Source organism: Ditibartonella apihabitans, from assembly GCF_002007485.1.
GTDB lineage: Bacteria > Pseudomonadota > Alphaproteobacteria > Rhizobiales > Rhizobiaceae > Bartonella > Bartonella apihabitans.
Genome location: NZ_CP015820.1, coordinates 1,070,524 through 1,095,153, shown reverse-complemented (window position 1 = coordinate 1,095,153; position 24,630 = coordinate 1,070,524). Strand labels below are relative to the sequence as shown.

Sequence of the window (24,630 nt, the reverse complement as noted above, 5' to 3'; positions counted from 1 at the left end):
GCCCAAAAATGCTTATATATCCCTAATAGCGGGTTTTTTTATACAAGCAAGGCCTTCCGTTAAAATCTGCCTACTTCTTTACTCACCGTGGCATGTATGCCACGGCATTTCACAAATATGGTAAACAGTTTACATCATTTTTAAATAACAAACATCGCCCAACTTGATAAACTGTTAACACAGCTTAATCAACCTAACCAGCATAAATAATCGTTGGATATTGCAAATAACATAAAAGCAACGACAATAATAAAGCCGACGGTAAAAATGATTTCCTGAATACGCTTGGGAACCGGCCGCCCGATAACACCTTCAATAACATAAAAAACCAGATGCCCGCCATCAAGCGGTGGCAATGGAAACAGATTTATCAACCCGATGCCGATTGAAAGAAACGCTGTAAGATTGAGAAGCGACATAAATCCGGTCTCGCTTACCTGCCAAGCTATCGTTGCCGTTTTCGAAGGGCCGCTCAATTGACAGCGATCTTCCCGCCCTTCAATCAATCGCCCGAGAAAACGAACTGTCTGAACGACAATAAAAGCCGATTTGTCCGTTGCTTCACCAATTGCCGAAAACAATCCATAATTGACATGTTTTTCATAGGCCGGATCCAGTCTTCCCGGATTATTCGGATCAGCAGGTGCTCCAGCGCCAATCATGCCGACGCGAACTTTATTGCCAAATCCGTCATCCCGTTCCGTCGGTTTTGGCGTAATGGTAACGTTATAAGGCTGCCCTGATCTTTCCAGCGTAAAATCGATCGGATCACCTCCGTGGAGCGAAACATAACCGATGAGGTCGTCGAAACTTTCAACCTTTTGACCATCCATCTCTATAAAACGGTCTCCGGGTTTTAACCCTGCCGTCATTGCGGGCGCACCATCCACCAATGAACCGATAACCGGTTCAATGATTATTCTGCCATAGGAGAAGAAGAAAAACGACAAAACCACAACGGTAAAAAGTGCATTGGTAAATGGTCCGGCAAAAACGGTAACAGCACGAGCCCAGGCACCAGCAGAAGCAAAAGATCCGGGAAGCGCCGCCGCATCCGCTTTTGAAGCCATTCCGGCAGCATCTTCGTCGCCGATAAATTTCACGTAGCCGCCAAGAGGTATCAATGCAATGCGCCACCGTGTGCCACGCTTATCGGTCCGCGAACAGATTTCCGGACCAAATCCCAATGAAAATGCACTCGCGCCGATACCGCACCAGCGCCCCACGAGATAATGGCCCATTTCATGGACAAAAATAATGACCATGATGACACATATCACACCAAAAATACGCAATAACGGTGTGCCGACATCAGCAATAAAACTCATTATTTCCAAGAGAGGCTCCGTCAATCAGATCAGGTTAAACATATTTGAAGGAACTGTCATATCTGCAGCGATTGCTCCGACGAGATAAAGCAGAATGGCAGCAAAAACCAGTCCATCGACGCGATCCATAAAGCCGCCATGTCCAGGCAGGAAGCGCCCTGAATCTTTTACACCAAAGTGCCGTTTTACCCACGATTCAGAAATATCTCCAATTTGCGATACAATCGAAAGAGCAAGAGACAGTACAGGGATAAACAAATTGGCTGGAGTAGTATCAAGAGCTACAAACGCTACGAGGCATCCGCCTGCAGTACCGGCCAATGCACCGCCAATGGCCCCACTCCACGTTTTATTAGGAGAAAATTTGGGAGCAAGTTTCGGTCCGCCGAGCGAACGTCCATTGAAATAGGCCGCTATATCCGTTCCCCAAACAATAGCGAAGAGATAAATAATCGCACCGAATCCGAATGGTTCTTCGCCTCTTATATATGTCAAGGATAGAACGGGCAAAGTTGCATAGAGATAGCCTCCAGCAACCCAACCGGTTTTTCTTCCTGCCACAAGTGCGAGGACAATAGCACATAAAAAAATCACGACAAAAACGAGAGGCGCTGAAAAATCAGCAACAAGCAGAATGCCAAAAATAATATATGCCACGGAGGCAATAATTTCGTCTATTTGCCGCCAGCAGCTTTTACTAATCCCTCTCCACTCATATAAAACAAAGCCTCCAACGCACCAGGCAAATAAAGCAAATAGAAAGCCGCCTTCCCATGTCAGAAAAAGTGCTATAGCTGCAAAGACAACAGCTGTCAGAATTCTCATGAGAAGATTAGACATCGGTTCTCCGATCCGAACAATATGCATCTCGAACTATAATTTTCATCCAATTTCTTTTTAAGACAAAGATCAGAGTTATAACAACTTTTCTTTTTTATAATCGGGAATCCGCCCGAAACGACGTTCACGCAACCAATAATCTTCAACAGCTATATCAAGTTGTCTTTCATCGAAATCAGGCCAGTAACAGGGAGCAAAATAAAATTCGCTATAAGCCGACTGCCAAAGCAAGAAATTCGACAAACGTTGCTCCCCGCTGGTGCGGATTATTAGGTCAGGATCCGGCATTTCAGCCGTATCAAGATATTTTGAAAAAACGGCTTCATCAATTTCATCAATATTGATAGTTCCGTTCGCCAGAGATTTGGCGATTTTTTTTACAGACCGGACAATTTCGGCACGTCCACCATAGTTGAATGCGACAACAAGATTGAGTCCGTCATTTTTTTGCGTAATTGTCTCTGCTTCATCGAGTAGACTCTGAATATCCGCTGGCACCTCTTCACGATTGCCTATCACCCGTACACGGACATTATTATCGCGAAGATCAAGCAGATCACGTTTTATAAATAACTTCAGAAGTCCCATCAGATGATTGACTTCAGACTCCGGTCGTGACCAGTTTTCAGAAGAAAAAGCAAAAACAGTCAACCATTCGAGCCCCATTTGACTGGCATGATGCACAATTCTATGAAGTGCTTCCATGCCAATCTTGTGACCGGCAATTCTGGGTAATCCACGAGCACGTGCCCATCGGCCGTTTCCATCCATAATGATGGCAATATGACGTGGATATAACATATTTTTCCGACCTGTTTGCTGCAATAAATAGTTTTAGACTTGCATAATTTCCGCTTGTTTAGCAGCCAATACCTTATCGATCTCGCCGATCGTCGTATCCGTCAATTTCTGAATTTTATCAGAAGCAATACGGCTTTCATCCTGACTGATCTCGCTATCCTTTTCAGCCTTTTTCAATCCTTCCATTCCGTCGCGACGAACATGGCGGACTGCAACACGCGCCTGCTCCGCATATTGGTGAGCAATTTTAACAAGCTCTTTGCGGCGTTCTTCGTTAAGTTCCGGCAATGGAATGCGCAAAGTTGTACCGTCCGTTATCGGGTTCAGGCCCAATGAAGATTCTCTGATGGCCTTGTCAACTGCAGACACCATTGATTTATCCCAGACTGAAACCGACAACATGCGCGGTTCCGGTACGGAAATATTGGCGACCTGATTAAGCGGCACAGTCGAGCCATAAGCTTCGACCGTTATCGGTTCAAGCAAGCTCGCAGAAGCACGACCGGTCCGCAAACCAGTGAGCTCGTGTTTGAATGATGAAATGGCGCCTTCCATACGGCGCTTGAGATCGTCGATATTTGTAGCGTCACTCATACTAACTCTCCTTCGGATTATTTTTAGACGAATATTATTCCGATACCACTGTATAGCGTCCGGTGCCATTCAACACATTGGCCAGTCCACCCTTTTCACTGATCGAATAGACAATAATAGGAATATGGTTTTCACGAGCCAGAGTAATTGCGGTGGTATCCATAACTGCAAGACCCTTTTGGATAACTTCTTCATGCGTTAAATGGTCGAAACGGGTTGCAGAAGGATCCTTTTTCGGGTCGGCCGAGTATATTCCATCAACCTGGGTAGCTTTTAGAAGCACGTCCGCTCCGATTTCTGCCGCTCTAAGGGCGGCTGCCGAATCAGTGGTAAAAAACGGATTTCCGGTGCCACCTGCGAAAATGACTACCTTGCCCTGACTGATGTAGCCGACAGCCTTGCGTTGCGAGAAACTTTCACAGATTTGTGGCATTGCGATGGCGGAAAGCACAACCACATCTACCCCGAGTTTTGTTAGTGATGTGCGCAATGCAAGAGAGTTAATCGCTGTTGCCAGCATCCCCATATGGTCACCGGTTACGCGATCACCACCGCGTGAGGCGACTGCAACGCCGCGAAAAATATTTCCGCCACCGATGACAACGCCGACTTCGACACCCATTTCATGCGCATCAGCTATGTCTTTGGCAATACGATCAACGACTGAAACATCGATACCGAAACTTTGCCCACCCATTAATGCCTCGCCAGAGGCCTTCAATAAAATTCGTTTGTAGAGCGGGGTATCTGTCATCAATAGTCTCCAAATGCAAAATTCATTTGCGCCTTCGATACACGAAGGGCACCGCATTGTCACGCGATGCCCTCTCTACAACGTTTTTTCCGTGTCTCACAATGCAAAAGCACTGTTTTTACGCAAATAAACCGGATTTTGTCCAAAAATCAGCCTTTTACTGCTGCAGCGACTTCGGCTGCAAAATCACTTTCGGCTTTTTCGATACCCTCACCAAGGGCAAAACGGACAAAACCTTTTATTTTTGCCGGTGCGCCGATTTCTTTTTCTGCATTCTTCAAAGCCTCGCTTACAGTTTCATCAGGATTGATGACAAAGGCCTGTGAAAGCAGAACAACTTCTTCATAAAATTTGCGCATACGACCTTCCACCATCTTTTCTACGATGTTGGCCGGTTTTCCAGACTGGTGAGCCTGTTCGGAATAAATTGCTTTTTCACGCTCGACTGCTGCCGGATCGACTTCCTCGGCAGTCAATGCCAAAGGATTTGTTGCAGCCACATGCATAGCAACCTGCCGACCAAAATGTTCGGCTGCGTCTTTATCGCCATTGGTTTCAATCGCAACAAGAACACCGATTTTACCAAGACCGTCACCAATACCGTTATGAATATAGGTGGCAATAACGCCATTATCGACAGATAGCTCAGCGGAACGACGGAATGTCATGTTTTCGCCAATTTTGCCAATGGCATCTTTGAGTGTCTCGGCAACAGTTTTATCTGACCCCGGATAGCTTGAAACCGAAATTTTTTCCAATGTTCCATCCGTATCCAGCGCGGCTTTTGCAATATTGCGAACAATATCCTGAAACGCATCGTTACGGGCAACAAAGTCTGTCTCGGAATTCACTTCGACAAGAACAGCCTTTTTACCGTTGGAGGCTACACCTACGAGACCTTCAGCCGCTGTACGACCAGCTTTTTTATCAGCCTTGGCAATGCCCTTTTTACGCAGCCAATCAACGGCTGCTTCCATATCGCCATTTGTTTCTGCAAGTGCTGTCTTGCAATCCATCATACCGGCGCCCGACAATTCGCGAAGTTCTTTCACCTGTGCTGCGGTAATGCTCATATTTGCCTCTTAATCTTAATAACGGCGAAAGCGTGCAAGGATTATCCCTCAGCACGCCCGCGACCATACATCATTGAGTTGAAGTGCCCTTGTCTCAAGGGCACAATTTATTCGTTATTCTGCGGCAGGAGTTGCTTCTTTATTTTCTTCCAGAGCAGGTTCGACAGGAGCTTCTGCCTGTGCACCAAGATCAACGCCCATTGCGCCTTGTTGACGGGCGATACCATCAAGGGCAGCCTTTGCAACCAGATCACAATAAAGAGCAATCGCACGTGAAGCATCATCGTTTCCAGGAATCGGATAATTGATATTATCCGGATCGCAATTGGTATCGATTATAGCAACAACCGGAATCCCCAGACGTTTGGCTTCATCGATTGCAATTTTTTCTTTGTTTGTATCAATGATAAACAGAAGGTCCGGAACCGAACCCATATCCTTGATACCGCCAAGTGCGCGATTGAGTTTATCGCGGTCATGTTCAATATTAAGACGTTCCTTCTTGGTGAAGCCCTGTGCTTCATTAGCAAGAATTCCGTCCAGTTTGCGCAAACGCTGAATAGAATTGGAAATTGTTTTCCAGTTGGTCAACATACCGCCAAGCCAACGTGCATTGACATAATATTGAGCCGAGCGGTTGGCCGCTTCCGCAATGATGTCGGAAGCCTGACGCTTGGTGCCAACAAAAAGCACACGACCACCGCGGGCAACCGTATCCGATACCACCTTCAAGGCGTTATGGAGTAACGGTACAGTCTGTGCAAGATCGATAATATGAATGTTATTGCGCTGCCCATAGATATAGGGAGCCATTTTCGGGTTCCAGCGATGTGTCTGGTGACCAAAGTGAACACCGGCTTCCAAAAGCTGGCGCATAGTAAAATCTGGCAATGCCATTTTTTTATCCTTTCCGGTTGAACCTCCACGGAATGAGGCAGGTAACACCTGCCACCGGCGGAAAATTGCGGATTTCTCCCGCAATCACCCTTTTCCCGTGTGTGGAATATTTGGTTAGTTAAGTGATATCGCACAAAGTTTCAAGTCTTTTAACGTCCACCGGTCGATATTCTTACACAAAATACAAAAATCGTTGTAACCGGTGTTAGTCTTTACAATTTTCTTTTGAAGTCGGGACATCAAATAATTTGAAAGTTTGCAATTTACCCCGAACAGAAAAATTTCCATAATCCATTACAAGATCGCGTGTGATACCATTCTCATAAAGAAGAAAGCTTGTTCGATAGACTGGTAAACCGTCCTGATTCTCGTCATCATTAAAATAGGAAATCGTCACCGGCCAATAAGGTTCTTTTCCGAGTTTCCCCATGATTTTGGTTTCATCGTCGGATTTTGCATCCACTTTATCGCCTAACACCACGGTCGCTTCGGTCAGACGATCGGCATCATCCGAGCCATCGAACAAGACTGTCCGGTAAAAATGCTGGCCTGCTTTTGCTTTACGGATGACTTCTTCAGTCTGGATTGTCGGAAAAGCGGCCGATTTTAACTTGACCTCATTTTCTTTGGGCTTCTTCGTATTGACAATCATATTTCCATTGGAAATTTTCGCAACGCCATCCGTTTCACTTGTAACTTCCCGATCGATTATAGTTTTGCTTACAAAACGGAATTCTTTACCATTTGCCGATTCAAAACTGGTCATTTGTTGATCGGTAAGACGCGTTGGTGAATCAGCCATATTGATGCGCGTGACGAAGCGAAACCTTGTTGTATAACCTTCACAAGCCGAACCATTGAATTCATAAGCCATACGGCCGACGAGACCCGAAATACCCGATTTATCTGCAGCATTTTCAAGCTGGAGGTCATAGATTGCCAGATGCGGCACCATGACAATTTTATCTTCGCCCCGTGCAACGTTCACGCACATAACCGATAAAATAAAGGCAAATAGAAATTTTGGCATCCGCATATTCCTGTTTTTTCCTTAACCTTGGCGTTATCATATATAATGGTAAAAAAGCGAGTAATTTCTTTTTTTGAAGATCGCATTTCCATGTTCGAGAAAATGGGTTATTGAGCAAATATGAAATGACGGGAAAAGAGGTAAAAAATGTCTGATACGATTGAAAGTCGTTTGCAAAAACTTGGCGTTACAATTCCCGCTGCTGTACAACCTGTAGCAAATTACGTGACTGCCAGAAAATCCGGTAACCAGCTTTATATTTCCGGTCAACTTCCGCTTAGTAACGGAAAGCCTGTCGCAATAGGCAAAGTCGGCCGGACAGTCACTTCCGAACAGGCAAAAAAATCTGCCGAAGCATGTGCAATCAACATTCTTGCACAAGCCAAAGCCGCTTTGGGAGATTTGAGTAAAATCAAACAGGTGATAAAAGTAACCGCTTTTGTTGCAACCGACCCCAATTTCACCGACATTCCTCAAGTTGCCAACGGTGCTTCGGATTTGTTTGTCAATGTTTTGGGTGAAGCCGGAAAGCATGCTCGTTCGGCTGTAGGAGTTGCTGCACTGCCAATGGATGTTCCGGTGGAAGTGGAAGCAATTCTGGAAATCTGAGTGATGAGGATTGATTGGTTATCAAAAAGGCCCATCGCGAATAGTGGACTTCATGGCTACGATAAGTCTGTTCAAGAAAATACGCTGCCGGCATTCGAACTGGCAGCGCTTGAAAATTATACCATTTGTTGCGATGTCCAACTGTCTCATGACGGCGTTCCGATGGTATTTCATGGCGCTTCTCTTGAACAAATAACAGGCCAGAAAAAACGTATCATAGATCTCCGTTCATCGGAAATTGCCAATATCCAAACCAGTGAGGGCAAGCCACGCATTTTTACCCTTGAGGCACTTCTTCAAAACATTGCCGGCAAAGTCCCTGTTCTGGCAAATCTGGAAGGCAATGAAGGAGAAGATGCGGGCCTGATTTCAACGGTGACAGAGTTGTTGGTTGCTTACCCGAACAAATCGGCAATCATGTCTCAGGATGTGCATATTTTACGGCGCATACGTTTCGGTGACCGTGCAATACCACACGGGATAAAAGCTGAAGGAAACAAGCGCTCGGAGATTGAACAACACTTTGCAATGCTTGCTCATGATATGGAGTTCGTGGCCTATAATTTCAGGCAGTTGTCCAATCCTTTTGTACGGTTTGTCCGTGAAAAGCTGGGCATGCCCGTTCTTGCTTTTACTATTCACAATTCTGAAGAGTGGGAAAGAGCACGTGTTAATGCCGACCAAATGATATTTGAAGGTTTTAAACCCGACAACGACAATTAAACCCCGTACATCCTAATAGTTAGTGCGATGTTTAAAACAATAAGTGAGGAGAAAAATGCAACAAAGTTATGATGAAAATAATATTTTTGCGAAGTTGATTCGTGGAGAAATTCCCTCTATCCGCGTTTATGAAGATGACGATGTCATCGCTTTCATGGATGTCATGCCGCAAGGTAAAGGGCATACATTGATTGTTCCACGGAAAGGCTCCCGCAATCTACTGGATGCTGAGCCGGAGACTCTTGCTAAAGTAATCAAGGTTGTGCAGAAAATAGCAAAGGCTGTTAAAAAAGCGTTCAATGCAGATGGTGTAACTGTCATGCAGTTTAATGAACCGGCAAGCGGTCAAACTGTTTTTCATCTCCATTTCCATGTTATTCCCCGTTTCGAAAATGTTCCTTTGAAGCCACATAGCGGGGAAGCAGTCGATACAAAAACACTGGAAGAATCTGCCGCAAAAATCCGCGCAGCACTTTAAAACAAAGGCGAGCCGCGTTAATCAACCGGTTTTGCGCAAAAGCAGCATAATGAACCGGTTTATCAGAAATGCCTGCCCGATGGTTCATCGCGCAGGCATTTTTGTCTCGATATGATTTATTTTTCGACGTTATATTTTGCTGCTATATATATCGTCATTGCATTCATTGATCGGCTGGCGTCGGCTTTTTTACCCGCCTTCCGGAAGCCTTGACTGCTCTCACCGGTTTTTTGTTCGTTTGTGCTTCATTACTGATAATTTCCAAGGCCAGTTTGTTTTTGTCCGATTTGTCGGTCATAACTTTAACAGTACCGCCATGGCGGAGCTTTCCGAACAATATTTCTTCAGCCAGCGGCTTCTTTATATATTCTTGAATAACCCGCGATAGAGGACGAGCCCCCATACGTTGATCATAACCTTTATTAGCAAGCCATTTGGTTGCATCGTCACTCAACTCGAAGGTTATTTCCCGATCGGCAAGTTGTGCTTCGAGTTGCAAAATAAACTTCTGTACGACCTGATGAATAATCGGTTCGGACAAGGGTGCAAATGGAATGATCGCATCAAGCCGGTTACGGAACTCCGGAGGAAATAACTGGTTAATTGCCTCTATGTCATCACCCTCACGCTCGGTCTTTCCAAAACCGATTGCAGACTTTGCCATATCCACTGCACCAGCATTTGTCGTCATAATAAGAATGATGTTGCGAAAATCGATCTGCTTGCCGTTGTGATCGGTCAGCTTACCGTGATCCATCACCTGTAGAAGAATATTATAGAGATCAGGATGCGCTTTTTCTATTTCATCAAGCAAAAGCACAGCATGTGGGTTCTGGTCGACAGCATCTGTCAACAATCCGCCCTGATCGAAGCCGACATATCCCGGTGGTGCACCTATCAATCTCGAAACAGTGTGCCGTTCCATATATTCCGACATATCAAATCGTAACAACTCGATGCCGAGAGACGCTGCAAGTTGTTTGGCGACCTCCGTTTTACCAACGCCGGTCGGACCTGAAAATAGATAGCTCCCTATAGGCTTGTCCGGTTCGCGCAGACCGGCACGGGCAAGCTTGATCGATGAAGTCAAAGCGGCAATCGCTTTATCCTGCCCATAAACCACTCTTCGCAATTCTTTTTCGAGATTTGCCAATGTTTTACGATCATCGCGTGATATGTTTTTTTGAGGAATGCGTGCCATTGTTGCAACCGTTTCCTCAATCTCTTTCACACCAATTGTCTTTTTTCTTTTGTCTTTAGGCAAAAGCATTTGTGCCGCGCCCGTCTCGTCGACCACATCTATCGCTTTATCAGGTAGCCGCCTGTCTGACATGTAACGTGATGAAAGTTCCACCGACGCCTTCATAGCGTCATCGGTATATTTTATCTGATGGAAGTTCTCGAAATAAGGCTTCAAACCTTTCAGAATTTCAATGGCATCATCAATAGACGGTTCGTTGACATCGATCTTTTGAAAACGCCGTGCCAAAGCCCGATCTTTTTCGAAAATCTGGCGGTATTCTTTATAGGTCGTCGAACCGATGCAACGAATAAGCCCCGAAGAAAGTGCCGGTTTCAAAAGATTTGCCGCATCCATACTACCGCCCGATGTTGCGCCCGCGCCGATCAGAGTATGAATTTCATCAATAAAGAGAATGGCACCCTTATAGTTTTCAAGCTCTTTTACAACCTGTTTCAAGCGTTCCTCGAAATCGCCACGATAACGGGTACCGGCAACAAGCATTCCCATATCGAGTGAAAAAATCGTAGCACTGCTTAAAACGTCCGGCACTTCGCCATCGACAATTCGTTTTGCCAAGCCCTCGGCGATAGCTGTTTTACCTACTCCGGGATCTCCAACCAGAAGCGGATTGTTTTTCGACCTCCGGCATAAAATCTGGATTGTTCTGGCAATTTCTTTATCCCTACCTATCAATGTGTCAATCTTGCCCTGACGCGCACGTTCATTAAGATTGATACAATATGCCGAAAGTGCATCGGTATCCTTGTTGGCCGATTGCGAAGTTGACACCTCGTCATCAGAATCATCCAGCGGGAAGCTCGCAGCGCCATTTTCGCTTGCGATACCATGGGAAATAAAATTGACCGCATCATAGCGTGTCATTCCCAGTTCCTGAAGGAAATAAGCAGCAAAACTTTCCCGTTCGGCAAAAATTGCAACAAGAACATTTGCACCGGTTACAATATCCCGTCCTGCCGACTGGACATGGATAACCGCACGCTGGATAACGCGCTGGAACGAATTGGTAGGCTTGGTATCTTCATCATCGCCTATCTGCGAATCGAGTTCCGATTGGACATATTGCGTCAAACGGGTACGTAATTGTTCAATGTCAACGTTGCAAGCAAGGATAACGGCTTTAGCATCAACATCATCAAGCAACGCCAATAACAAATGTTCCAATGTCGCATATTCCTGATGTGCGTCACTGGCAATCATAAGCGCTCTATGAAGGGCCTTTTCGAGGCTTGTGGTAAAAGACGGCATCGGAGTTCACTTTCTTTCCATTACGCATTGCAAAGGATGCTGATTTTCCCGGGCACAATCCATAACTTGCGCAACTTTTGTTTCGGCGACTTCATAGGAATAAACACCACATTCACCAACACCCGTATGGTGAACATTCAACATAATACGCGTTGCATCTTCACGATTTTTACGAAAAAATTTTTGTAAAACAAACACAACAAAATCCATAGGCGTGTAATCATCATTCAAGAGGAGAACACGATAAAAATCCGGTTTTTTTACTTTCGGAAGGGATTTTGTTGCAACACCGGTTTCAAAACTACCTGTGTCTTCATTTTCCTTCCCGCCATTCTGTCCGGCTAATTTTTGCAAACTTAATTCTACCAAGGTTATTGTTCTTTCTCGCCCATGCATTCCATGTAATGTATTTTTAACAGATTATAAGTCCCAGAATCGCAAGTTTAATAATTGTTTTACGCCATTTTCCACCACTAAGCTTCTCCCTTTAGCCAAATAATAATCACGAAAAATTTGTTCTCATAAAGAAATTGGTAACGCTGTCATATTAATCTTCCCCGCGAAAAGGCGGCAGGGGTCTCTGAGGCCCCTTTTTGTCGCAAATTCTGTTTGGCGTAATAAAAGGTCGTAAAAAGTGCAAAAAGCCTACCAAAAAGTAGCTCGTTTCATAAAGAAAGCCGCCATTGCAACTCTCATATTTTCAGTGTCTGTGACCTATGCACAAGCAGCTCCCCAAAGCGCTTATGCCGATAAATATGCCGCTATAGTTGTCGATGCCAATACCGGACGAACCTTATACGAAGTTAATGGAAATGCACGTCGCTATCCGGCATCCCTCACGAAGATGATGACGCTTTATCTTTTGTTCGAGGCAATGCAATCGGGCCGCGTCACACCAAACACCCCTATTCCGGTTTCCGCCTATGCAGCTTCCCGTCCACCCACAAAAATCGGTTTCAGAACCGGCCAAACGATTCCGGCAGAGCTTGCAGCCAAGGCATTGATCACGAAATCTGCAAATGATGTCGCAACTGCAATCGGTGAATATCTTGGCGGTTCCGAACAGCGCTTTGCCCAGATCATGACGGCAAAAGCACGTCGCTTGGGCATGATGAATACCAATTTTGCCAATGCGTCGGGTTTACCGGACGTACAGAACTATTCGACGGCACGCGATCTTGCAATTTTATCTTTGGCGCTCCGCGAACATTTTCCGAAGCAGTATGACTGGTTCAAAACCACAAGTTTCCAGTTCCGCGGCCAAACCATTAACGGACACAACCGGTTGGTACGGGATATGAAAGGCGTTGACGGTATTAAAACCGGCTACACCCGCATGTCCGGTTCTAACCTTGCTACATCTATGCGTATGGATGGACGCTCTATTGTTGCCGTTGTCATGGGTGGCAAATCATCTGCTTTACGCGATGCACACATGGCAGAGCTTTTGCGCCGTTATCTACCGGAAGCAAGTCGAGCCAAAACACGCGCCCCTCTTATTGCGGCAACACAATATGACTTGCCGGAGCCTCACAAAGCACCCGTTCCGGTTGCCAAAGCCGACATAGCCGTGGCTAAAGCCGATACAACTGCTTCGACGCCGAAGCCAGAAGCTGTAACGACTGCTTCAAATCCGCAGATTGCCAAAAAGCCGGATAATAACTCTGATGTTTTGACCGCGCTTGCCAACACAACAGCAAAAACCGCTCCGGCTGTAAAAGAGCTTGATCAGGCAATCGTTTCAAAACAGAAAAACGATGCCAATGAAAAAACAGCTATCGATCCCGTAATTACCGCATCTGCGCCAACCAACGGGCGTTCCGACCAGACAGGCTGGGCTATACAGATCGGTTCTTTGCCAAATCAACAACAGGCAACGGAAATGCTGTCAAATGCATCGGATGCCGCCCGCTCGGCTTTGGCAACAGCGACACCTTATACCCAGATTTTTGAAAAAGACGGCCAGCGCTACTATCGCGCCCGTTTCGTCGGTTTCAATACAAAAAAAGCGGCATGGGACGCCTGTTCGCTTCTAAAGAAAGCAAATTTTAACTGCTATGCGATAACAATGTAACCAATGTCTGAGTTTTGCGTAAAAGGTAATCAAGCTATGGCAAATGCAAATGATATGGTGTTAAAAGCCCGCTCCGTTAATCACGAGGGCTCGCTTCTCGCTTTGCGATCTCTTCAGCAGGCTGCTTTGAAATTGGCTGACCTGAAAGCGACGCCGCGCGGTATCACCACGCGCTCGCTTCTTGGTCTCCTGATTTGCCAAACACAACGTAACCGTCGTCTGGCTATGCCACCGGTTCGCATCCATTTGCGTGTTGCAAGTCCACGTGGATCTTTCGGTGTAAAATTCCGCTTGGGATCGACAAATATCTAAACCCCTAAAGTCTACAAAATATCCGCCTGCTCTAAAGCAAACCGAGATCGGCCAGTTCCTGTTTTAAAGCAGCCGGCAGGCGGGCTTTCTCACTCGTATTGTCATCCTCTGGCGCTTCACTTCCATCAAGATAGCGCCACCCTTGGAAAGCACGTCTCGGCTGCCAGATTGTCGGTATAATTTTTGGCTCGAGAACAAGCTTACAACGATGGATACCTTCATCATCGGTAAAGGGGCGAATATCCAGAAATTTTTGTCGGCATAGTATATTGCCTTTCATCACCCAATAAAGCGAGCCACCGTAGAGAAGTTCGTCAATTCTTTTTGGCACCATACGAGTGATGTGATATTGCTCCGGTTTTTCGCCAGCAGCTTTCAGTTGTTCCAAACGATAATCAATCCATTGGGCAAGCTCCTCCGGTGAAGAGCAGCCAACACATAATTTTACCATGTGAAGTGTCATAACTTATTACTTAACAATCCGTCACATTGACTGCAAGTCCACCCTTGCTTGTTTCTTTATATTTGTCACTCATATCACGGCCGGTTTCGCGCATCGTTCGGATACAGGCATCCAATGAAACAAAATGGCTTCCATCGCCATGAAGTGCCAGCGAAGCGGCTGTCACCGCTTTAACGGCGCCCATGGCATTTCGTTCGATACACGGTACTTGAACAAGGCCTGCTACCGGATCACATGTCATCCCCAGATGATGTTCAAGAGCAATTTCCGCAGCATTTTCAATCTGCATCGCTGTACCACCCAAAGCAGCGGTCAAACCTGCCGCAGCCATAGAAGCTGCCGAACCAACCTCACCCTGACAACCGACCTCCGCTCCCGAAATAGACGCATTATATTTTATGACACCACCAATCGCTGCAGCAGTGAGCAAAAAATTACGTATGCCGTCGCGTTCGGCTCCGGCACAAAACCGCAAATAATAACTGAGTACCGCCGGAACCACCCCTGCCGCGCCATTGGTAGGCGCGGTTACAATGCGGCCACCTGCGGCGTTTTCCTCATTAACCGCTATTGCATAAGTGGAAAGCCAGTCATTTGCCGCTAAAGGCCCAACATGATTTCTTTTGCTATCGCTCAATAATTTGTCATAAAGCTTCTTGGCTCGGCGCTTGATGTGTAACCCCCCGGGTAATTCGCCATCATGATGAAGTCCGCGATCAACACTTGATTTCATCGCAAGAAATATTTTATCGAGCCCCTCATCAAGTTCATTTTGCGTCATCATCGTTTCTTCATTGGCGCGCTTCATTTCGGCAATAGACAGGCCGGATTTTTTCGCCATATCAAGCATCATTGTTGCTGTATCAAAGGGAAAAGGAACAATCCGGTTGTCATTTTTTTTATTATGTTCAACGCGATTTAATTCGTCCTCGCTCACAACAAATCCGCCGCCAATCGAATAATAAACGCGCCGCAAAAGGACGTTTCCAAATTGGTCAAGTCCTTCGAAAACAAGACCATTGCTATGCCCCGGCAACACCGTCTTCCGATCGAAGATCAAATCTTTTTCAGGATCAAAATGGTAGGCCGGATGACCGGCAGGCTGAACTTTCTTTGTCTGATAGACTGACTGAACCAATTTATCCATGTTATCGGGATCGACACTTGCCGGTTGTTGCCCCAACAAGCCCAATATAACAGCACGATCTGTTGCATGTCCGAGACCTGTAAAGGCCAATGATCCATGTAAAGAGACACGCAAACGGGTAATTGAAGTATTGACCGGTTTAGGCCAATTGTTCGACAGGATCTCCGCCAGGAACCTGTTGGCTGCCGTCATTGGCCCCATTGTGTGAGAGCTTGACGGTCCTATGCCGATTTTGAATAGTTCGAAAACTGATAGAAACATGGATTTAAACGAACAAATCGATATCCATTATCAAATGGACGTTTGTGCCTGAACAAATTCTAGAAACCGACAGTCAGATAAATCACGGCAATAATGGCAATGAGTCCGAGTGATGCCCGAATAGCGATGCCCCAACATGATTTTTCGACAATTTCATCCATAAAGCACCTTTTGATACCCGCAATACAATCAACGCAGAATTCGTATTGAGCACACCTATAACGGTGAACCTGCAAAGACACAATATTAAAATTTGATTAACAATTTTTTCTATTCACAAAATATTTTTGAGGAATTTATCATTAGAGCAAAGCAAAATCCCGTTCCGGCCGCACTCAATCAACAAAGCGAACAAAATCCTCCAACGGGACACGTTCGGTCGGAAAATTGTTTTCAGGTGCGTTTTCATCGCGATAGCCTAAGGCAAGTCCGCAAATAACCTGTCGTTCAGGCGGTATCTGAAGCTCGTCAGAGATCGTTTTATGATATTCTGAAAAAGCCGCCTGAATACAGCTATCAAGACCAAAACTTCTCGCTACAAGTGCGATTGTCTGAATAAAACAGCCAAGGTCGAGCCAACTGCCAAGCTCCATATCCCTGTCCATTGTAAAAATAAGTCCCACCGGAGCACCAAAAAACATAAAATTTTTTGCTTGTTGGTGTTCGATCTTGCTTCGCTCGGAACGTGCGATACCCAATGACCGATAGAGATCCCAGCCGACTTTACGCCGCCGCGCGAGATAAGGCTCACGCCACGAACGGGGATAAAACTGATATTCACATTCTTCTTTTATGCCTGCCACCGACATGTCAAAAAGTTTTTGTCCCAACTTTTTCAATGCCCCGTTATGAAGAACGATAACTTGCCAAGCCTGTATATTTGCTCCCGAAGGTGCTCGCGACGATAAGCGCAAAATATCTTCCACCATCTTACGGTCAACGTCTTTATCCAGGTAAGCCCTGATAGACTTTCTACTTTTTACAACGTCGCAAAATTTTTCAATTTTGGTCATTTTTATGTTCCACCCACAGGAAAAATGAACAAGCGGCCTAATTTACCCAAGCAAAGCAAAAACTTTGTGTTAGATAGATAGCAAAGGATACCGATATGAACCAGCCTGAAACGATTAAAATACGATTACAAAAGGTTGATCTCTTTCGCGGACTCGCACTGATTGGCATGGTGGTTTATCATTTCAGTTGGGATTTGAGCTATTTTTCCTATATAGACCCTCAAGTTCCTGCTGAAGGCAGTTTGCGTGTTCTGGCGCGCATTGTCGCGTTTTGTTTCCTGTTTATTTCCGGTTTCAGTCTCTATCTTGCACAGGGAAAACAGTTCCGCTTTTCGCCCTATTTCCGACGCTTGTCGATCATCGTACTGGCTGCTCTGGTTGTCTCTATTGTTACCTATTTTATCATGCCGCAAGGCTTCATCTATTTCGGAATATTACATGAAATAGCTGTGGCAACCGTCATCGGATTGCTCTTCTTGCATACGCCGCTTGTATTGAATTTTTTGGCTATTTTTATTTTTGTTCTGTTGCCATTCATACTGAAATCGGATTTTTTCAATGTACCTTATCTGCTATGGATCGGATTTTCGAGCTATCCCCGCCCCTCATTTGATTATGTTCCGGTTTTCCCGTGGTTCGGCTCAGCTCTTTTAGGGCTTACAACAGCCCGCATCTGCGACAAGTTCCATCTATTTATATATTTGCAAAACGGGATCCGCCCACAATGGCTCAATAAATCCCTACAGCTCATCGGGCGCCACAGCCTCATATTTTATCTCGTTCACCAACCTGTCCTGTTAGCTCTCCTTTATTGTATCTCTGCTGTTTTTCCCCCTTCTGCGGATGCATTGCGTAAACCTTTGGAAAGGGCTTGCGTCAATGAATGTAGTGAGAGCCAGGCTGATAGTCATTTATGTACTGCTTTTTGCAGTTGCGTATTTGACCAAATAGATCATCAACAAATGATGAGCGAATTTTCCAGAGGAGAGGTCAGCCAGACCGATGAAAGATTACAAAAATCCATCAATGCTTGCTGGGGGCAAACTGTTCTGAAGCAACAATAGCTTTGATGAAAGAGTTAAGACTGTCCCGAATTTATCTTCGACTTAACCATTGACTTCGCGTTCGGCCAAACGCTCGAAACAGATTTCTTCTATGCGTTCAAGCTCATGCAATGATTCGTCTATATCGCGGCGCATCTGTTTGAGATCCTCGCGTTTTTCTTTTATTTCCTGCAACACGTTCTCGACCTTCACTGTATCGTCAAGCGGCGTACCGGTAACGGTCAACAAAGAGGCAATTTCTGCCAAAGTGAAATTCAGTCGTTTGGCTCTTAATATCTGTTGCAACCGATGCCGATCAAGCTCGGTATAGAGACGTGTCCTGCCACGGCGCATCGGGACAATAAGCCCCTGATCTTCATAATAACGCAATGTCCGCGTTGTTACGCCAAATTCCCGCGTAAGTTCACCTATTGAATAATATTCATGCATAAGCTTACCAAACAAGGTTCGACTAACAATCTGTCAAACCTCAATATTTCCATCTTTTATTTCCACAATAGCGTTGAAAAATGCTGATGCAATAGAACGCAGCCATTAAAATTCCATTCCACCACAATTATATCTTCGCACCAACCGACCATATCACTCACAACGCTTTTCATCGCTTTCAACGCTGATTATGGCAATCTCTCTAAATTGACTCCATTTTTTGTCGTTTATTAAGCCAGCAATAGGCTTGCTTCAACACCGTTATCTCAGACTAAAATGCGCATGTTCAGCTATCTGTATCAGCTAACCAACACGAGAATTCTTCTCTTATATTTGAATTTTTAAAAGGGTGATGCAATTATGCTCTATTTCAAAGGCCTTAATCCGTCTATCATACGGACAAAGTGAAAACGTCGTCAACAAACGAACACGTCAAGCGAAGTGTGCCATCATGCATAAGAAAATTTGGATATTTGGCTTGATCGTTTTGATTATCATTGCCGCCATTCCAATTTCTTTCAACAGCCTCGTCAACTGGCTTGGCAAATCCGAGCTCTATGCTTTTGCCGAGGATAAAAATTATTGCCGCACCGAAAGCTGTGAAGAAGGTATTGCTTATGTTACGGAACTTCTCCACAAACAATCGGGAATTGACGCAAAAGATGTCCCTTGGTGCATGGCTACTAATCGCATTTACTATACCGATCTTTATTCGCTTAACGGACTGAAAGTAAAATTCACAAATTGGATGTATGAAACCTGCGAACGCCATGAGCTAACTCTTGACGATGCCAATATCGAAATCGGTGACCACCAACATGATGAGCCCGACCATTGATAGGACTGATCTCGTTGTTACGACTAATGTGGATTACAACCGGTACTACCAGAGTGACTTAGTAGCGCGAATATTTCCGCTTACAAACCGTCTCGCTAAATGACGTTACTAAATATGGTGGCCCCCAAGATCTTCTGTTTTGTTGTCGTGTGACAAATTATCCCGCTTTTCATTTGCTACTGTTTTCTCCTTTTAGTTCCGATGATCAAGCCCTTTCCAATTCTGTTCGGAAAATTTCATTCCTTCTCGTGCTTTTACCAGCTAACTCTTAATCTCTTACACACTCTTGATAGTAGCTATCGTGGATTTCTTTCACAATCTTAATAATACCTGTCGTGGGATTTGGATAAGTCTATTTTTAACCCCCGTTTACGTATTTTTTTATTTTACGATAATTATTATTGTTTCTTCCTATTTCAAATATTTTAAATACAATTTTATTTTATATATTTAAATAAAATTTTCTTACTAAAGCATATTAATTATTTAATTTCTTTATTTTGATGTTTATATAAAATAGATTTTTATATTAAAATATATTTATCAATAAAAATTGATTTAAATTAATAATAATTTTATGACTGTAAAATTCTATAATTTTTCTAAATAAATATACAAAATATCGCACTAATGATTTTATTGGTGAGGACGGATTTCAATTCTTATCAATCATATTGACCACATTGTAATGACATGTTTTGATCTCGAAGCGACCAAGCGTTTTTACATGGAAATTTTGGAGCTTAAGTTCGACGTTTTCGGAGAACAACGTTTTGTACTCCGCTTCAGCAATCAGAAGATAGAAGTCAATCTCCATCAATATGGCAAAGAATATGAACTTAAAGCCCATCTGCCCGTTCCGGATACCTCTGTTTCATATCAAAACTTTCTATTGATAAAGTCATTACTCACCTGAAAAAGAACAACTGTCCTATTATTGAAGGTCCTGTCGAACGCACCGGAGCGAATGGGAAAATCCGTTCCGTTTACATACGGGTCCCCGATTTGAATCCGGTTGAAATTTCCGAATAGCTGAAATGCTAACTGGTTGAACAGTTTCTTTTTAAAAACCGCCTCTCCCTTTCAAGCCCGAAAATTTTCAAACGTTAAAATACAAAAAAGCCCGACCGTTAAGTCGGGCTTTTCTTTTGTTCTAAAACCAGCCTGATAGTGGGCTTATTCAGCCGCTGTATGTGTCATATCAGACAACATAGCATTGGCTTTATCGCCACCATTGGCTTTGCGATGTTCATCAACGATCAGATCGTCACGAGCTGTTGCAATGCGACGGATCTGGGCAATTGTGCCACCGGTACCGGCAGGGATAAGACGACCAACGATAACGTTTTCCTTCAAGCCCTGCAAAGTATCCATCTTTCCGGCAACGGCTGCTTCAGTAAGCACACGCGTTGTTTCTTGGAAGGATGCTGCAGAAATAAATGACGGTGTCTGCAGTGAAGCTTTGGTAATACCCAGTAGAACAGGATTGCCGCTTGCCGGTTTCTTACCTTCTTCGATGAGCCGATCATTAACTTCCTGTAGCTCGATCCGGTCAACATGGTCACCCGGAATATAGCCGGAATCACCGGAATCGGTAATTTCGACTTTTTGCAGCATCTGGCGAACGATAACTTCAATATGCTTATCGTTGATCACAACACCTTGGAGACGATAGACAGATTGTATTTCGTTGACGAGATAGGAAGCCAAAGCTTCCACACCCTTGATGGCCAGAATATCATGTGGTGCCGGATTGCCGTCGAGGATATAATCACCCTTTTCAATCTGGTCACCATCCTGCAGATGGAAAGGCTTGCCCTTCGGAATGAGATATTCAACAGGCTCGACCGTATCATCATTCGGCTCGATTGTGATGCGCCGTTTGTTCTTATAGTCGCGTCCAAAGCGGATTGTGCCATCAATTTCAGCAATAATAGCATGATCCTTCGGACGACGTGCTTCAAAGAGTTCGGCAACGCGTGGAAGACCACCGGTAATATCCTTGGTCTTGGCGCTTTCCATTGGTAAACGACCAATAACATCACCAGCCATTACATGAGCACCCGGTTCAACCGAGAGAATGGTTTCAACCGACATCATATAACGGGCATCACCACCCTTCGAAAGCTTGGCGATCTTGCTGCCTTTTTTATCGGAATAGATAACAATGGCAGGCTTAAGATCGGCGCCACGCGGATTGGCACGCCAGTCAATAACCTGACGTTTGGTGATACCGGTTGCTTCATCGGTCGTTTCTGTAACAGATAGACCATCAACCATATCCTCGAAGCCGATATAGCCTTCAACTTCGGTCATGATCGGACGGGTATACGGATCCCATTCGGCAATACGCTGACCACGTTTAACGACATCGCCATCGTCAACGAAGATGCGAGCACCATAGGTAATGCGGTGAGAAGCGCGTTCCTTACCGTTTTCATCCTTGATAAGGATAGCCATATTACGGCCCATAACGACCAGATGGCCTTCAGAATTGCGAACAACCTTGCGGTGGCGCAATTCAACCTTACCTTCATAGGATGCTTCCAGATAAGAGGTATCAACAACCTGTGCGGTACCGCCCAAGTGGAATGTACGCATTGTCAACTGTGTACCCGGCTCCCCGATAGACTGGGCTGCAATAACACCGACTGCTTCACCCTGATTGACCGGCGTACCACGTGCGAGATCACGACCATAGCACTTGGCACAAACACCGATGCGGGTTTCGCAAGTCAGAGCAGAACGGATCTGGACAGACTGGATACCGGCAGCTTCAATCTTGGCAACATCCGCTTCCTCGATCATGCGGCCGCCTTCAACGATGACTTCACCCGTTGTCGGATGGATAATATCGTGAAGTGCGGTACGACCAAGGATACGTTGGCCGAGGGAGGCAACAACCTGACCGGCATCAACGATAGCCTGCATTGTCAGACCTTTGTCTGTTCCGCAATCAACCTCGGAAATGATAGCATCTTGCGCAACGTCGACAAGGCGACGGGTCAAGTAACCGGAGTTAGCTGTCTTCAATGCTGTATCGGCAAGTCCCTTACGGGCACCGTGTGTCGAGTTGAAGTACTCGTTCACAGTCAAGCCTTCCTTGAAGTTGGAGATAATCGGTGTTTCGATGATTTCGCCCGAAGGCTTTGCCATCAAGCCACGCATACCACCCAGCTGCTTCATCTGGTTCGGCGACCCACGGGCACCGGAGTGAGACATCATGTAAATCGAATTCATCGGTTTTTGACGCCCAGTTTCGGGATCAAATTCAACCGCCTGAATGCGTTTCATCATCTCGTCGGCAACGCGATCGGTACATTTACCCCAAGCGTCGACAACCTTGTTGTACTTCTCACCCTGTGTAATAAGACCGTCATTATATTGCTGTTCATATTCCTTGGCCAAAGCCTCGGTTTCCTGAACCAGTCTTGCCTTGCTTTCCGGTATAACCATATCGTCCTTGCCGAACGAAATGCCGGCACGGCAAGCATTGGCAAAGCCCAGAGACATGATGCGGTCACAGAACATGACTGTTTCTTTTTGTCCGCAGTGACGGTAAACATGGTCAATCATCTTGGAAATGTTCTTTTTGGTCATTTCCTGATTGACAATGTCGAACTTGATGTTCGGGCTTTTGGGCAGTGTTTCACCGATGATCAGACGACCCGGCGTGGTATCGTAAATCTTCGAAACAACATTACCCTCTGCATCAATACTCTTGACACGCCCTTTGATCTTGGTGTGAAGCGTCACAACTTTACTCTCCAAAGCGTGCTGCAATTCACCCATATCACCAAAAGCCATCCCCTCACCCGGCTCATGTTCGCAAACAATTGACAGGTAATAAAGGCCAAGCACCATGTCTTGCGAAGGAACAATAATCGGCGCGCCGTTGGCAGGGTGCAGAATATTGTTTGTCGACATCATCAAGACGCGGGCTTCGAGCTGGGCTTCGAGCGACAGCGGTACGTGGACAGCCATTTGGTCGCCATCGAAATCGGCGTTGAAAGCTGTACACACCAGCGGATGAAGCTGGATTGCCTTACCTTCGATCAAAGTCGGTTCAAAGGCCTGAATTCCCAAACGGTGCAACGTCGGAGCGCGGTTCAAAAGAATTGGGTGTTCACGGATAACTTCTTCGAGAATATCCCAAACTTCAGGGCGTTCTTTTTCAACGAGCTTCTTGGCTTGTTTTACGGTTGATGAATAACCCTTTGCATCAAGGCGTGCGTAAATGAACGGCTTGAATAGTTCCAAAGCCATTTTCTTCGGCAAGCCGCATTGATGCAACTTCAGTTCCGGTCCGGTCACAATAACAGAACGACCGGAATAGTCGACACGCTTGCCGAGCAGGTTTTGACGGAAACGTCCCTGCTTGCCTTTCAGCATATCCGACAGCGATTTCAACGGACGCTTATTGGCACCGGTGATGACACGACCACGACGACCATTATCGAACAGAGCGTCAACAGCTTCCTGCAACATACGTTTTTCGTTACGTACAATAATGCCGGGAGCGCGAAGCTCGATCAGACGTTTCAAACGATTGTTACGGTTGATGACACGACGATAGAGGTCATTCAGGTCGGACGTCGCAAAACGGCCACCATCCAACGGAACTAACGGGCGCAAATCCGGCGGAATAACCGGAATGACTTTCATAATCATCCATTCCGGACGATTTCCCGATTCAATGAAGTTTTCAACGATCTTCAGACGCTTCATCAATTTCTTGATTTTCAGGTCCGATGTCGTTTCTGCCAATTCGGTGCGCAAATCTGCAGCAATTTTCTGCAAATCCATTGCAGCCAAGAGCTCGTAGATAGCTTCTGCACCGATCAAAGCTGTAAACTGGTCGGGGCCGAATTCGTCAACTGCCATCATATATTCTTCTTCGGAAAGAAGCTGATGCATCTTGAGCGAGGTCAAGCCCGGTTCGGTTACAATGTAGTTTTCAAAATAAAGAACGCGCTCGATATCCTTGAGGGTCATATCAAGAAGCGTACCGATGCGGCTCGGAAGTGATTTCAAAAACCATATATGTGCGACTGGAGCAGCAAGTTCGATATGCCCCATACGTTCACGGCGAACACGTGAAAGAGTTACTTCAACGCCGCATTTTTCGCAGATAATGCCTTTATATTTCATGCGCTTGTATTTGCCGCACAGACATTCATAGTCCTTGATCGGCCCGAAAATACGCGCGCAGAAAAGCCCGTCACGTTCTGGCTTGAACGTACGGTAGTTAATGGTCTCGGGCTTTTTGATTTCGCCGTAAGACCAGGACAGAATCTTCTCAGGGCTGGCGATTGATATCCTGATGGAATCAAACGTCTGTGTAGGCGCCTGAGGATTGAAAAGATTCATGACCTCTTGGTTCATGCCGTTCT

General features: G+C 45.4%; 23 protein-coding genes. 8 read left to right on the top strand and 15 right to left on the bottom strand.

What is annotated here, in order from left to right; genetic code table 11:
* Positions 1-188: 188 nt before the first annotated feature.
* From rseP to BBC0178_RS04900, 8 genes are all read right to left on the bottom strand, one after another.
* On the bottom strand, positions 189-1,337 hold the full coding sequence (gene rseP / locus BBC0178_RS04935; protein WP_078039410.1) for an RIP metalloprotease RseP: 1,149 nt from the start codon (positions 1,335-1,337) through the stop codon (positions 189-191).
* A gap of 15 nt (positions 1,338-1,352) precedes the next feature.
* Complete coding sequence (locus BBC0178_RS04930; RefSeq protein WP_078040372.1) at positions 1,353-2,168, bottom strand: phosphatidate cytidylyltransferase; 816 nt, start codon at positions 2,166-2,168, stop codon at positions 1,353-1,355.
* A 75-nt stretch (positions 2,169-2,243) separates the two neighbouring features.
* Positions 2,244-2,969: an isoprenyl transferase gene (locus tag BBC0178_RS04925; protein ID WP_078039409.1), complete on the bottom strand. Its 726-nt coding sequence runs from the start codon at positions 2,967-2,969 to the stop codon at positions 2,244-2,246.
* Positions 2,970-3,002: 33 nt separating this feature from the next.
* Positions 3,003-3,563: a ribosome recycling factor gene (frr, locus tag BBC0178_RS04920; protein ID WP_078039408.1), complete on the bottom strand. Its 561-nt coding sequence runs from the start codon at positions 3,561-3,563 to the stop codon at positions 3,003-3,005.
* Between the two features lie 34 nt (positions 3,564-3,597).
* On the bottom strand, positions 3,598-4,317 hold the full coding sequence (gene pyrH / locus BBC0178_RS04915; protein WP_078039407.1) for a UMP kinase: 720 nt from the start codon (positions 4,315-4,317) through the stop codon (positions 3,598-3,600).
* A 149-nt stretch (positions 4,318-4,466) separates the two neighbouring features.
* Positions 4,467-5,390, bottom strand: a complete 924-nt coding sequence (tsf, locus tag BBC0178_RS04910) for a translation elongation factor Ts (RefSeq protein ID WP_077971181.1) — start codon at positions 5,388-5,390, stop codon at positions 4,467-4,469.
* Positions 5,391-5,504: 114 nt separating this feature from the next.
* Positions 5,505-6,287, bottom strand: a complete 783-nt coding sequence (gene rpsB / locus BBC0178_RS04905) for a 30S ribosomal protein S2 (protein WP_077973510.1) — start codon at positions 6,285-6,287, stop codon at positions 5,505-5,507.
* A 205-nt stretch (positions 6,288-6,492) separates the two neighbouring features.
* Entirely contained in the window at positions 6,493-7,317 is an 825-nt protein-coding gene (locus BBC0178_RS04900) for a cell envelope integrity EipB family protein (protein ID WP_078040371.1), read from the bottom strand.
* A gap of 147 nt (positions 7,318-7,464) precedes the next feature.
* On the opposite strand from BBC0178_RS04900, the gene BBC0178_RS04895 reads away from it, so the two are divergent.
* From BBC0178_RS04895 to BBC0178_RS04885, 3 genes are read left to right on the top strand one after another with little or no spacing between them, the layout of a single operon-like run.
* Complete coding sequence (locus tag BBC0178_RS04895) at positions 7,465-7,926, top strand: RidA family protein (protein WP_077971180.1); 462 nt, start codon at positions 7,465-7,467, stop codon at positions 7,924-7,926.
* 3 nt (positions 7,927-7,929) lie between these two features.
* Entirely contained in the window at positions 7,930-8,649 is a 720-nt protein-coding gene (locus tag BBC0178_RS04890; RefSeq protein WP_078039406.1) for a glycerophosphodiester phosphodiesterase family protein, read from the top strand.
* Positions 8,650-8,704: 55 nt separating this feature from the next.
* The gene (locus tag BBC0178_RS04885) at positions 8,705-9,127 is read left to right on the top strand and encodes an HIT family protein (protein WP_077971178.1); all 423 of its coding nucleotides are present in this window, start codon (positions 8,705-8,707) and stop codon (positions 9,125-9,127) included.
* Positions 9,128-9,290: 163 nt separating this feature from the next.
* On the opposite strand, the gene clpA is transcribed toward BBC0178_RS04885, so the two are convergent.
* The gene (gene clpA / locus BBC0178_RS04880) at positions 9,291-11,636 is read right to left on the bottom strand and encodes an ATP-dependent Clp protease ATP-binding subunit ClpA (RefSeq protein ID WP_078039405.1); all 2,346 of its coding nucleotides are present in this window, start codon (positions 11,634-11,636) and stop codon (positions 9,291-9,293) included.
* A gap of 6 nt (positions 11,637-11,642) precedes the next feature.
* Entirely contained in the window at positions 11,643-12,032 is a 390-nt protein-coding gene (gene clpS, locus BBC0178_RS04875) for an ATP-dependent Clp protease adapter ClpS (RefSeq protein ID WP_078039404.1), read from the bottom strand.
* Between the two features lie 238 nt (positions 12,033-12,270).
* Here clpS and BBC0178_RS04870 point away from each other — a divergent pair, with 238 nt between their 5' ends.
* The gene (locus BBC0178_RS04870; RefSeq protein ID WP_078039403.1) at positions 12,271-13,710 is read left to right on the top strand and encodes a D-alanyl-D-alanine carboxypeptidase; all 1,440 of its coding nucleotides are present in this window, start codon (positions 12,271-12,273) and stop codon (positions 13,708-13,710) included.
* A 36-nt stretch (positions 13,711-13,746) separates the two neighbouring features.
* Positions 13,747-14,022: a hypothetical protein gene (locus tag BBC0178_RS04865; RefSeq protein ID WP_077971174.1), complete on the top strand. Its 276-nt coding sequence runs from the start codon at positions 13,747-13,749 to the stop codon at positions 14,020-14,022.
* Positions 14,023-14,053: 31 nt separating this feature from the next.
* Here the strand turns inward: BBC0178_RS04865 and BBC0178_RS04860 are convergent, their stop codons facing one another.
* The 3 genes from BBC0178_RS04860 to BBC0178_RS04850 all read right to left on the bottom strand — a co-directional run bounded on the left by BBC0178_RS04860 (position 14,054) and on the right by BBC0178_RS04850 (position 16,906).
* Positions 14,054-14,485: a DUF1489 family protein gene (locus tag BBC0178_RS04860; protein ID WP_078039402.1), complete on the bottom strand. Its 432-nt coding sequence runs from the start codon at positions 14,483-14,485 to the stop codon at positions 14,054-14,056.
* Between the two features lie 10 nt (positions 14,486-14,495).
* Positions 14,496-15,893, bottom strand: a complete 1,398-nt coding sequence (locus BBC0178_RS04855; RefSeq protein ID WP_078039401.1) for an L-serine ammonia-lyase — start codon at positions 15,891-15,893, stop codon at positions 14,496-14,498.
* Between the two features lie 335 nt (positions 15,894-16,228).
* Positions 16,229-16,906 (bottom strand): nitroreductase, encoded by a 678-nt coding sequence (locus BBC0178_RS04850; RefSeq protein ID WP_078039400.1) that lies wholly within the window; start codon positions 16,904-16,906, stop codon positions 16,229-16,231.
* 95 nt (positions 16,907-17,001) lie between these two features.
* Between BBC0178_RS04850 and BBC0178_RS04845 the strand changes: the two genes are divergently transcribed.
* Positions 17,002-17,970 carry an acetyltransferase domain-containing protein gene (locus BBC0178_RS04845; RefSeq protein ID WP_078039399.1) on the top strand — a complete coding sequence of 323 codons (969 nt, stop codon included), beginning with the start codon at positions 17,002-17,004 and terminating at the stop codon, positions 17,968-17,970.
* A 42-nt stretch (positions 17,971-18,012) separates the two neighbouring features.
* On the opposite strand, the gene BBC0178_RS04840 is transcribed toward BBC0178_RS04845, so the two are convergent.
* The gene (locus tag BBC0178_RS04840; protein ID WP_077973506.1) at positions 18,013-18,399 is read right to left on the bottom strand and encodes a MerR family transcriptional regulator; all 387 of its coding nucleotides are present in this window, start codon (positions 18,397-18,399) and stop codon (positions 18,013-18,015) included.
* Between the two features lie 451 nt (positions 18,400-18,850).
* Here BBC0178_RS04840 and BBC0178_RS04835 point away from each other — a divergent pair, with 451 nt between their 5' ends.
* The gene (locus BBC0178_RS04835; protein WP_078040370.1) at positions 18,851-19,237 is read left to right on the top strand and encodes a hypothetical protein; all 387 of its coding nucleotides are present in this window, start codon (positions 18,851-18,853) and stop codon (positions 19,235-19,237) included.
* Positions 19,238-19,925: 688 nt separating this feature from the next.
* Positions 19,926-20,153: a VOC family protein gene (locus BBC0178_RS11955; RefSeq protein WP_225868344.1), complete on the top strand. Its 228-nt coding sequence runs from the start codon at positions 19,926-19,928 to the stop codon at positions 20,151-20,153.
* Between the two features lie 260 nt (positions 20,154-20,413).
* Here BBC0178_RS11955 and rpoC read toward each other — a convergent pair whose 3' ends face one another.
* A complete protein-coding gene (rpoC, locus tag BBC0178_RS04825; RefSeq protein WP_078039398.1) occupies positions 20,414-24,622 on the bottom strand; it encodes a DNA-directed RNA polymerase subunit beta' in 4,209 nt (1,402 codons plus the stop codon).
* Positions 24,623-24,630 lie beyond the last annotated feature (8 nt).